This is a genomic window from Tardiphaga sp. (assembly GCF_044340795.1).
In the GTDB taxonomy this organism is placed as follows: Bacteria; Pseudomonadota; Alphaproteobacteria; order Rhizobiales; family Xanthobacteraceae; genus Tardiphaga.
In genome coordinates, this window is record NZ_JBIISY010000232.1 from 1 (window position 1) to 9,121 (window position 9,121).

At 62.9% G+C, this 9,121-nt stretch carries 8 protein-coding genes; 6 read left to right on the forward strand and 2 right to left on the reverse strand.

All coding sequences use genetic code 11. The features are described 5' to 3' along the window. Nucleotide 1 precedes the first annotated feature (1 nt). Nucleotides 2-1,144: a type III PLP-dependent enzyme gene (locus ACIQ17_RS26620; protein ID WP_398472324.1), complete on the reverse strand. Its 1,143-nt coding sequence runs from the start codon at nucleotides 1,142-1,144 to the stop codon at nucleotides 2-4. A gap of 824 nt (nucleotides 1,145-1,968) precedes the next feature. Further along, nucleotides 1,969-2,220 (reverse strand): hypothetical protein, encoded by a 252-nt coding sequence (locus tag ACIQ17_RS26625; RefSeq protein WP_398472326.1) that lies wholly within the window; start codon nucleotides 2,218-2,220, stop codon nucleotides 1,969-1,971. 129 nt (nucleotides 2,221-2,349) lie between these two features. Here ACIQ17_RS26625 and ACIQ17_RS26630 point away from each other — a divergent pair, with 129 nt between their 5' ends. The 6 genes from ACIQ17_RS26630 to ACIQ17_RS26655 all read left to right on the forward strand — a co-directional run bounded on the left by ACIQ17_RS26630 (nucleotide 2,350) and on the right by ACIQ17_RS26655 (nucleotide 9,039). Next, on the forward strand, nucleotides 2,350-4,431 hold the full coding sequence (locus ACIQ17_RS26630) for a M3 family metallopeptidase (protein WP_398472327.1): 2,082 nt from the start codon (nucleotides 2,350-2,352) through the stop codon (nucleotides 4,429-4,431). A gap of 94 nt (nucleotides 4,432-4,525) precedes the next feature. Next, nucleotides 4,526-5,200 (forward strand): DUF1007 family protein, encoded by a 675-nt coding sequence (locus ACIQ17_RS26635; RefSeq protein ID WP_398472332.1) that lies wholly within the window; start codon nucleotides 4,526-4,528, stop codon nucleotides 5,198-5,200. Then, on the forward strand, nucleotides 5,197-6,321 hold the full coding sequence (locus ACIQ17_RS26640) for a nickel/cobalt transporter (protein WP_398472328.1): 1,125 nt from the start codon (nucleotides 5,197-5,199) through the stop codon (nucleotides 6,319-6,321). Before ACIQ17_RS26635 ends, ACIQ17_RS26640 begins: the two co-directional genes overlap by 4 nt. Before the next feature lie 101 nt (nucleotides 6,322-6,422). Next, the gene (gene hemH / locus ACIQ17_RS26645) at nucleotides 6,423-7,460 is read left to right on the forward strand and encodes a ferrochelatase (RefSeq protein WP_398472329.1); all 1,038 of its coding nucleotides are present in this window, start codon (nucleotides 6,423-6,425) and stop codon (nucleotides 7,458-7,460) included. Between the two features lie 144 nt (nucleotides 7,461-7,604). Next, a complete protein-coding gene (locus tag ACIQ17_RS26650) occupies nucleotides 7,605-8,585 on the forward strand; it encodes an SPFH domain-containing protein (RefSeq protein ID WP_398472330.1) in 981 nt (326 codons plus the stop codon). Nucleotides 8,586-8,595: 10 nt separating this feature from the next. Beyond that, nucleotides 8,596-9,039, forward strand: coding sequence for an NfeD family protein (locus ACIQ17_RS26655; protein ID WP_398472331.1), 444 nt, complete (start codon nucleotides 8,596-8,598; stop codon nucleotides 9,037-9,039). Nucleotides 9,040-9,121 lie beyond the last annotated feature (82 nt).

Sequence of the window (9,121 nt, forward strand, 5' to 3'; positions counted from 1 at the left end):
ACTAGATGTGGTAGGTCCGCAGCGGCGGGATGCCGTTGAAGGCGACCGCCGAATAGGTCGAGGTATACGCTCCGGTGCCTTCGATCAGCAGCTTGTCGCCGATCTCCAGCGTGACGGGCAGCGGATACGGTGCCTTCTCATACAGCACGTCGGCCGAATCGCAGGTCGGGCCGGCGAGCACGCAAGGTGCCATCTCCGCGCCGTCATGGCGGGTGCGGATCGCGTAGCGGATCGACTCGTCCATCGTTTCGGCGAGGCCGCCGAACTTGCCGATGTCGAGATAGACCCAGCGATTGTCGTCCTCGTCGCTCTTCTTCGAGATGAGCACGACCTCGGTCTCGATGATCCCTGCATTGCCGACCATGCCGCGACCCGGCTCGATGATGGTCTCCGGAATCGCGTTGCCGAAGTGCTTGCGCAGCGCACGGAAGATCGATCGTCCGTATTGCAGCACGGGCGGCACGTCCTTCAGATACTTGGTCGGGAAGCCGCCACCCATATTGACGAGGGTGAGGTTGATCCCACGCTCGGCGCAGTCACGGAACACCGACGAGGCCATCGCCAGCGCGCGGTCCCACGCCTTCACCTTGCGCTGCTGCGAGCCGACATGGAACGAGATGCCGACCGGCTCGAGGCCGAGGCGCTTGGCGAGATCGAGCACGTCGACAGCCATTTCCGGATCGCAGCCGAACTTGCGCGACAGCGGCCATTCCGCGCCGGCGCAATCATAGAGGATGCGGCAGAACACTTTTGCGCCCGGTGCGACGCGGGCCACCTTCTCGACTTCCGGCGCGCAGTCCACGGCGAACATGCGGATGCCCAGCGCGAAGGCGCGCGCGATGTCGCGCTCCTTCTTGATGGTGTTGCCATAGGAGATGCGGTCCGGCGTGGCACCGGCGGCGAGCGCCATCTCGATTTCCGCCACGGTGGCGCAATCGAAGCATGAGCCCATCGAGGCCAGCAGCGAGAGCACTTCCGGCGCCGGATTGGCCTTCACGGCGTAGAACACGCGCGAGTCAGGGAGCGCCTTGGCGAAGGTCTGGAAATTGTCGCGCACGACATCGAGGTCGACGACCAGACACGGCTCGGTGTCGAGGCCTTTGTTGCGGCGGGCGCGCAGGAATTCCTGGATACGTTCGGTCATAGCACTCTCCCAACGCCCTTCGCGAAAAGGGGCGCAAAAGCAAATATGCGTATGATCGAAGCTCTTCGGCGACGTCACGCGATGGAGGCGGACGAGCCAAAATGCTCAGATCAAACTGTGCTGCCGTGGATTGGTTGGGAGATTTCCCGCCCGCACACCTGGCAATGAAGGACAAGCCTTTTCAGTAGCCCGCGCCGGCGTTGGACTGCCGGTAGAGACCAAAAAAGCCCGATCCGTCGTTGCTTTAAGTCGCGTCCCCCGTTGAGAGCGGGGTGCGCCGGTTCGCCTCCGGCTGCCAGTCACGGTTGCAAAGAGCAAAGTCGCCTTCATCAAGGCATCCCTGGAGAGAGATGCTGGCCTCCCGCAATATCTCCAGAGGAGATTTTCGAGCGACCCTCGGCTTCTTCGCCCCTTGGCGGCTGTCCGGCCTCTTGTCCGGATACCTACCGACTGACACACGACCACAGGCACGTGCGAAATTGGGCAAGACCGCACATAAGTTCTTTGGACCCCCATCGCAACAACTTTTTTGGGCTCGGGGGCAATTTTTGCGACGCCAGGCCGAGGCGTTGCAAACGGGACGCAGTGCATGCCGCGAAGATGAACAAGTATTAACGGCCGACGCGTGTTTGCCTCTAGCCGGCTAGCGGTTTGCGACGATTCCTTGGCGGAGGTGTGAAGTATCAAAATGAGCGGTGCGGAGGATCGTCGCGGGCTCGGATTTGTAGGATGGGCAAAGGAGCGTAGCGACGTGCCCACCATCAAGTGCGTGGCGCGAGAAGGTGGGCACGCTCCGCTTTGCCCACCCTACAGAAGGGCGTAGTTCAGCCCCGGCGCGTGAACGGCTCGACGCGGGCGGCGGTGCGCATGAAGGCGGCCATGACGGCGACGCCGCAGAGGAACAGCACGACCTGCAGCACATGCTCGCCGAGGGTGTCGAGGCCGAACAGGATCGACAGCGCCCAGCCACCCGCGAAAGCTGCGCCGAAAACTTCTGCGCCAATCAGGATCGCCGCCGAAATGACGGTGATGACGCTGGGCCAGTTGATGCGGCGGGATCCGGTGGAAGTGGTCATGGTCGATAAGGTCCTGTTTCGGCCCGCAATCTAGCGAAAAAGCCAGCTGCGGCAAGCGGTAAGGGCTCAAAAAAGCCCCATGCGTGGTATAGATTCCCGTGTCGTTTGGGCCGCAAAGCAGGATTTATGATGTCGGACACGCAGGTTTCGCCGGTTGCGTCGAAAGGTCTCGATAACCCCCTTCTGAAACCGTGGCAGACCCCGTTCGAGACCCCGCCCTTCGACGAGATCAAGCCGGAACATTTCATGCCGGCTTTCGAGCAGGCGTTTGCCGACCACGCCGGCGAGATCGCCGCCATCGTCAATGATGTCTCGGCTCCGGATTTTGCGAATACGATCACGGCGCTGGAGCGCTCCGGCAAGCTGCTCTCGAAGGTGGCGGCGGTGTTCTATGACCTCGTCTCCGCGCATTCCAATCCGGCGATTCTGGAGATCGACAAGGACGTGTCGCTGCGGATGGCGCGGCACTGGAATCCGATCATGATGAATGCCGTGCTGTTCGGCCGCATCGCGGCGCTGCGCGACAACGCGGCCAGCCTGCATCTGAAGCCCGAACAGGCGCGCCTGCTGGAGCGCACCTATACCCGCTTCCACCGCGCCGGCGCCGGGCTGGACGAGACCGCCAAGGCGCGGATGGCCGAAATCAATGAACGCCTCGCCCATCTCGGCACCACCTTCAGCCATCACCTGCTCGGCGACGAGCAGGAATGGTCCATGGAGCTTGGCGACGACGATCTCGATGGCTTGAGCGACAGCTTCGTCGCCTCGGCGAGGGCGGCCGCAGAAGAACGCGGCAAGCCCGGCAAGGCGATCGTCACCACGTCGCGCTCGTCCATGGAGCCGTTCCTGCAGAGCTCGACGCGACGCGACCTGCGCGAGAAGGCCTACAAGGCCTTCATCCAGCGCGGCAATAATGGCAATGCCAATGACAACAACACGACCATCGTCGAAATCCTGAAGCTGCGCGAGGAAAGCGCCAAACTCCTGGGCTATCCGACCTTCGCCGCCTATCGCCTGGAAGATTCCATGGCCAAGACGCCGGAGGCCGTGCGCAACCTTCTGGAGCGCGTCTGGAAGCCGGCGCGGGCCCGCGCGCTTGCCGATCGCGACGCGCTGCAGGAACTGATCGCGGAGGAGGGCGGCAATTTCAAGCTCGCCGCCTGGGACTGGCGCCATTACGCCGAGAAGCTGCGCCAGCGCCGCGCCAATTTCGACGATGCGGCGATCAAGCCCTATCTCACCCTCGACAACATGATCGCCGCGCAGTTCGATGTGGCGACAAAGCTGTTCGGCATCACCTTCCATGAGCGCAAGGATGTGCCGGTGTGGCATCCCGATGTGCGCGTCTGGGAGGTCAAGGACGCCAAGGGCGAGCACAAGGCGCTGTTCTATGGCGATTACTTCGCGCGCTCATCGAAGCGCTCGGGTGCCTGGATGACGTCGCTGCGCGACCAGCAGAAGCTCGACGGCGATACCGCGCCGCTGGTGCTGAACATCTGCAATTTTGCCAAGGGCACCAATGGCCAGCCGTCATTGCTGTCGCCGGACGATGCGCGCACGCTGTTCCATGAATTCGGTCATGGCCTGCATGGCATGCTGTCCAACGTGACCTATCCGTCGCTGTCGGGTACCTCGGTCTTCACCGATTTCGTCGAACTGCCATCGCAGCTGTACGAACACTGGCAGGAGCGGCCCGAGGTGCTGCAGCAATTCGCAAAGCACTATCAGACCGGCGAGGCGCTGCCGGATGATCTCCTGAAGCGCTTCATCGCCGCGCGAAAGTTCAACCAGGGCTTTGCCACGGTGGAGTTCGTTTCGTCAGCGCTGATCGATCTCGAATTCCACACCCAGCCGGCATCGGCCTCCGCCGATGTCGCGGCCTTCGAGAAGAAGGAGCTGGAGAAGATCGGCATGCCCGAAGAGATCGCGCTGCGTCACCGGCCCACGCAGTTCGGCCACATCTTTTCCGGTGATCACTACGCATCGGGCTATTACAGCTATATGTGGTCGGAAGTGATGGATGCCGATGCCTTCGGCGCTTTCGAGGAAGCGGGCGATATTTTTGATGCAGCGACCGCCAAGCGGCTGCATGACGATATCTATTCGTCGGGTGGCTCGGTTGATCCGGAAGCCGCTTATGTGGCGTTTCGTGGACGGGCGCCGGAGGCAGATGCGCTGCTACGGCGGCGCGGATTGCTCGACGCTGCTTGAGCTTGTCATCCCGGCGAATGCCGGGATCCATACCCTCCGACGACATGATGAAGCGATGCAGCTGACCACACGGATCAACACGATGACGGTGCCTATGGATCCCGGCGTTCGCCGGGATGACAGGAGCGTTCGGCGCGCTATCCTTGGCCTCTTCGCACTCCTCCTCGCCTTCGTCTCCGGCATCGCCAGTGCTGCCGCGCATCCTCATGTCTTCGTCGCGGCCCGCAGCGAGCTGCTCTACGCGCCGGATGGCACCATCACGGGCGTGCGCCATGCCTGGACGTTTGACGACATGTTCTCGACCTATGCTCTGCAGGGGCTCGCGACCAAGACGCCCGGCGTCTACACCCGCGAGGATCTGGCGCCGCTGGCGCAGACCAATGTGGAGTCGTTGCAGGAATACAAATTCTTCACCTTCGCCAAGGCGAATGGCAAGAAAGAGCACTTCAACGAGCCCATCGACTATTATCTTGAAAAGACTGACGCCGGCCTCACGCTGCACTTCACGCTGCCGTTCAAGGCGCCGGTGAAAACCAAACAGCTGGCGCTCGAAGTGTTCGACCCCTCCTACTTCATCGATTTCAGCCTGGAGAAGACGGATCCGATCAAGCTGGTCGGCGCGCCGGCTTCCTGCACGATGGGAATTCAGCGCCCGTCCGATGGCGGTGCGGCCAAGGCGCAGACCATGAATGAAGACACCTTCATGAATGGCGAGAACAGCAATTTCGGCGCGATGTTCGCCAACAAGGTGACGGTGGACTGCCCATGAGCAAATCGCGAGCGGTCGCCGGGGCGGCGCTTCTGGCGCTGGCTTGCGTCGTCATTGCCGATGCGTCCGTGCATGCGGCTTTCGCCCAGAATCCCTTCGGCGCTCCGAAAGGCGTGCCGGACTCCCAGGTCGGCGGCATCATCGGCTGGCTGCTGACAAAGCAGTCCGAATTCTACCGCGCGATGTCGACGACGATCCGCGCCGCCAAGTCCGATGGCAGCGCGGTGTGGACGCTGCTCGGCATCTCCTTCCTGTACGGCATCTTCCATGCTGCTGGCCCCGGTCATGGCAAGGCGGTGATCTCGTCCTATCTGGTCGCCAATGAAGAGACCGCGAGGCGCGGCATCGCGTTGTCTTTCGTCTCGGCCTTCATGCAGGCGCTGGTGGCGGTGCTGATCGTCGGCATCGGCGCATGGTTGCTCAATGTCACCGCTCGCACCATGTGCAGCACCGAGCGTGTCATCGAGATCGCCAGCTACGGCCTGATCGCGGCCTTTGGTGCGCGGCTGGTCTGGGTCAAGGGGCGGAGCTTCTTCCGGGCATTGCGGCCTTCGCTCAAGACCGGTGGCCCCCAGCTGGCGATGGCGCATGCCTCCGCGCATGCGCACAGCCATTCCCACGACCACGGGCATGATCACCATCATCATGAGCACGGCCATGCGCATGCCCATACGGCGCATGCGGAGGCCCACGCCCATGCGCATCATCACCATGCCCATGACGATCACTGCGATCATTGCGGCCACTCGCACGGGCCGACGCCTGACCAGCTCGCCGGTCCCGGCGGCTGGTGGCGCGGCCTGTCGGCGGTGCTGACGGTCGGCATCCGTCCATGTTCGGGCGCGATCCTCGTGCTGGTCTTTGCGCTGGCGCAGGGCCTGTTCTGGGCCGGCATTGCTGCCACCTTCGTGATGGGGCTCGGCACCGCGATCACGGTGGCGACGATCGCCGTCATCGCCGTCTCCGCCAAGGGCCTGGCCGCGCGCCTCGCCGGCAGCCGTGACGGCCGCGGCGCGCTGGTGATGCGCGGGATCGAGCTTGGCGCTGCGGGGATCGTGCTGGTGTTCGGCGTGGGCCTGCTGCTCGGCTATCTCGGCACCGAGCCGGTCAGGTGTTTCTAGAGCATGATTCCGAAAAGTGGGAACCGGTTTTCGGGACAGATCATGCTCGTTAAGAGAGTCTCATTGACAACCCTGGTCCGAAGCGCGAAGCCAACCGCACCATGACAGACGCCATTGCCCTCGCAGAAGCGCCGCCCGCCGTCACCGCTCAGCCGGAACGCGTCGGCGTGCTGCTCGTCAATCTCGGCACGCCCGACACCGCCGATGCCAGGGGCGTTCGCGTCTATCTCAAGGAATTCCTGTCCGACGCCCGCGTGATCGAGAATCAAGGGCTGTTCTGGAAGCTGGTGCTGAACGGCATCATCCTGAACACGCGCCCGCGCAAGAAGGCGAAGGACTATCTCAAGATCTGGAATACGGAGAATAACGAGTCTCCGCTGAAGACGATTACGCGCGCGCAATCCGAGAAGCTTGCTGCAGCGCTCGGCAGTCACAGCCATCTCGTGGTGGATTGGGCCATGCGCTACGGCAATCCGTCGATGCGCGATCGCATCACGGCGCTCACCAAACAGGGCTGCGACCGGATTCTCGTGGTGCCGCTCTATCCGCAATATTCGGCAGCCACATCGGCGACAGTCTGCGATCAGGCGTTCCGCGTGCTGGCCGACATGCGAGCGCAGCCGACACTGCGGGTGACGCCGCCTTATTATGTCGATGCGGCCTATATCGATGCGCTCGCCATCTCCATCGAGAAACATCTGGCGACGCTGGATTTCACGCCTGAGATGATCGTGGCCTCGTTCCACGGCATGCCGCAGAAATACATCGACAAGGGCGATCCCTATCAGGCGCAATGCGTCGCGACCACCGAAGCGCTGCGCAAGCGGCTCGGGCCGGGGGCGCCGAAGCTGCTGCTCACCTTCCAGTCGCGCTTCGGCTTCGACGAGTGGCTGCAGCCCTATACGGACAAGACCATCGAGCAACTCGGGAAGGATGGCATGAAGCGTCTTGCCGTTGTCATGCCGGGCTTTTCCGCGGACTGTCTGGAAACCCTCGAAGAAATCGCGCAGGAGAACTGTGAGATCTTCCTACACAACGGTGGCGAGAAGTTTTCGGCAATTCCCTGTCTCAATGACAGCGACGAGGGCATGGACGTGATCCGGCAACTCGTGCTGCGCGAGCTGCAGGGCTGGATCTAGCGCACAAGCCCCGCGGCGCGCGGTGTCGCGGCCCATGCTCTCGCGACACTCTCGCTTTTCCCCGCGTCGAACCTTAAAATCCCCGCGAACGACAAAACAGCGCGGCGTATTGCGTCGCGCGTCCATTTTGCCGAAGGGGGTCCTATGTCCGGTTTCGATATTTTCGCCATTGCCATTGTACTGCTGATCATTTTCACGCTGTTCGCCGGCGTGAAGACAGTGCCGCAAGGCTTCGACTGGACCATCGAGCGCTTCGGCAAGTTCACCCGCACGCTGTCTCCCGGCCTCAATCTCATCATTCCCTATTTCGATCGTGTCGGCCGCAAGGTGAACATGATGGAGCAGGTGATCGACATTCCCGAACAGGAGGTCATCACCAAGGACAACGCCACCGTCGGTGTCGACGGGGTTGCGTTCTATCAGGTGTTCGATGCCGCCAAGGCGAGCTACGAGGTGTCGAACCTGCAGCAGGCCATCGTGGTGCTGACCATGACCAATATCCGTTCGGTGATGGGCTCGATGGATCTCGATCAGGTGCTGTCGCATCGCGACGAGATCAATGAACGCCTTCTGCGCGTGGTCGATGCCGCCGTCGCGCCCTGGGGCATCAAGGTCAACCGCATCGAGATCAAGGACATCGCGCCGCCGGCCGATCTGGTCGAGGCCATGGGCCGGCAGATGAAGGCCGAGCGCGTCAAACGTGCCGACATCCTGCAGGCGGAAGGCCAGCGCCAGTCGGAAATCCTGCGCGCCGAGGGTGCAAAACAGTCGCAGATCCTGCAGGCCGAAGGCCGTCGCGAAGCCGCGTTCCGCGATGCCGAGGCGCGTGAGCGTTCTGCGGAAGCGGAAGCCAAGGCCACGCAGATGGTGTCGGAAGCCATCGGCCGCGGCGACGTGGCGGCGCTGAACTACTTCATCGCCGACAAGTATATCAAGGCGTTCGGCCAGCTCGCGGAATCGCCGAACCAGAAGGTGATCATGCTGCCGCTGGAAGCCACGTCCATGCTCAGCTCGCTGGCTGGCATTGGCGAGATCGCCAAGGCGACCTTCGGTGAGAATGCGACGGCCTCGCAGGCCGCGCGCCGCACCGGCTCGGTGCCGCCGACCGCGCCGCCGCGCGCCTGAGGATCACGCCATGGCAGAGATGTTCGTCACGCTCGGCACCTGGAACTGGCTCATCTTCGGCGTGCTGTTGATGGCGCTGGAGCTGCTGGCGCCGGGCATCTTCCTGTTCTGGCTCGGCCTCGCCGCCTTTCTGGTCGGCATGCTGTCCTTCATCGTCACGCCGGGCTGGCAGTTGCAGATGCTGCTGTTTGCCGTGTTCGCTGCCGCTGCGGTGCCGATCTGGCGCCGCGTCGCCCAGCAGAAGCCCGGCGCCAATCCAAATCCGTTTCTCAACAAGCGCACCGACGCGATGATCGGCCGCGTCTGCACGCTGGACCGCCCGATCGTGGATGGGGCCGGGATTGTGCGGATCGACGACACGGTGTGGCGCGTCAGCGGGCCGGATGTCCCGGCAGGAACGCGCGTGAAGATCACGCAGGCGGACGGTGCGAGCCTGACGGTGGATGTAGCGTAAGGTCGTAGGATGGGTTGAGCGCAGCGATACCCATCACTGCGGGTGCATGTGGTGATGGGTATCGCTGCGCTCAACCCATCCT